This is a genomic window from Halobacillus sp. B23F22_5, from assembly GCF_043497085.1.
GTDB lineage: Bacteria > Bacillota > Bacilli > Bacillales > Halobacillaceae > Thalassobacillus.
Genome location: NZ_JBIEKI010000033.1, coordinates 1 through 1,623, shown reverse-complemented (window position 1 = coordinate 1,623; position 1,623 = coordinate 1). Strand labels below are relative to the sequence as shown.

Genomic DNA, 1,623 nt, shown 5'->3' with positions numbered 1-1,623 from the left:
TCTCTTTCACTCTTTTCTTGAACTTTGCTTCTTTCTTTGGGTCTATTCTTCGAATATCTCCAATGAATTCATACCCTAGAAATGTGAATGGCTCTTTTTTCGCATCTACTACCTTGGTTTTTTCTTGATTTACGGTGAGGCTTAGTTCTTTCTCCAAGAATTTGGTCACACTTCGCATCACTCGTTCAGCACCTTTTTGGCTTTTACACAGAATAATAAAATCGTCCGCAAAGCGGACAATACGGTGTCCACGTTCTGTCATCAATTGATCAAGTTGATGTAGATAAATATTCGAAAGTAACGGACTTAACACTCCGCCCTGCGGGGCGCCCTTAGAAGTTTCTTGGTATCGTTTTCCTTCCATCACACCAGCACGAAGAAATTGTTGGATTAGTTGATTTACCGAGCCATCCGTCACCCGTTTTCTTACTTGTTGTCTCAGTTTATCGTGCGGGATGGTATCGAAATAAGATTGTAAATCGGCATCAATCACGAAGTGATAGCCATCATTTAAGTGCTCTGTTACTTTGTCCAGAGCCATATGGGCACTGATTCCTGGGCGGAATCCGTAACTGCACGGAAGGAAATCTTCTTCAAAGATCGGCTCCAGAATGTTTCGTAAGGCCGCTTGTACGACTCGGTCTTCTACTGTTGGGATACCGAGTGGCCGTTGTTTGCCATTCTCTTTCTTTATCATCTTTCGTCGAACGGGTTTGGGGCGGTATGATTTGTCCTTCAGCTTCTGTTGGAGCACTTCTAGATTGTCCTCCAGCTTGGCTTCATACCCTTCAATCGAAACTTTATCTACCCCAGGTGCACCTTCATTTTTCTTTACCTGTTCAAAAGCATTTACCAGGTTGGTTCGCTTGTACACTTTGTCATACAAGCTATACCATGTGCGTTTCTTCATCTGTTACTCCCCTTACGTCAGTGCTTTCGTTTCTTTCTCTGTTTCTGCTTCTCCATTTTAAGTGCATGTACTCCAGAGCCAATAGCCTTCGGCAGTACTCTGTTTCTCTCACTTTGGCGATAGACGGTGTACCCGTTTGTTCCACCCTGGCATCAGCCCATCTTGGCTCTTGTCCAGCTTCTGTCTACTTCCGCAGTCATAAGTAAGTCTACTCGCATTGTTCTTCTATGGGTCATGCCCTTCGCGCGGTTTCCTCACCTTTTGAGTGAGGAGTCGCAACGGTATCTGCGTACCGTTTCACTCATGTGCTGTCCTCGTTTTTGTTGCCAAGAAGTCATAGGCATGAGCTTCTTCACTACTATGGCAATCTCTGACTTCTCCCTTTAACGCTCATCTTGTGTCCTTGGCATAGCCTTGTGACATCAATACCTATTCAGGAAGCAGGGAGACCTCAGTGGGTCACATCATACACTTTTCCTCTAATCCAGCCCTCTTAACACTTCGAGCACTCAGCTATTCGGACTTCCTGTTCTCTTGCACAGTCATCCAACTCTCGTGCCAACATGGGATATCAGCTCTGTTCAGAGGTTTGCCTTCAAATCCTCCGCACGTTACCTCACGGTAACGCACTATTTGTCAGCTAATGCTTACCGGCTGAATCGGTGCATTCGGGACTCTCACCCTGTAGCGCATGTGCTGCCACTCGCAAAAAA

At 45.6% G+C, this 1,623-nt stretch carries 1 protein-coding gene; it reads right to left on the bottom strand.

Annotated elements, in window-relative coordinates:
- The coding region (gene ltrA, locus ACGTN9_RS20915) for a group II intron reverse transcriptase/maturase (RefSeq protein ID WP_499596471.1) at positions 1-910 on the bottom strand (910 nt) is incomplete at its 3' end.
- Positions 911-1,623: the final 713 nt, after the last annotated feature.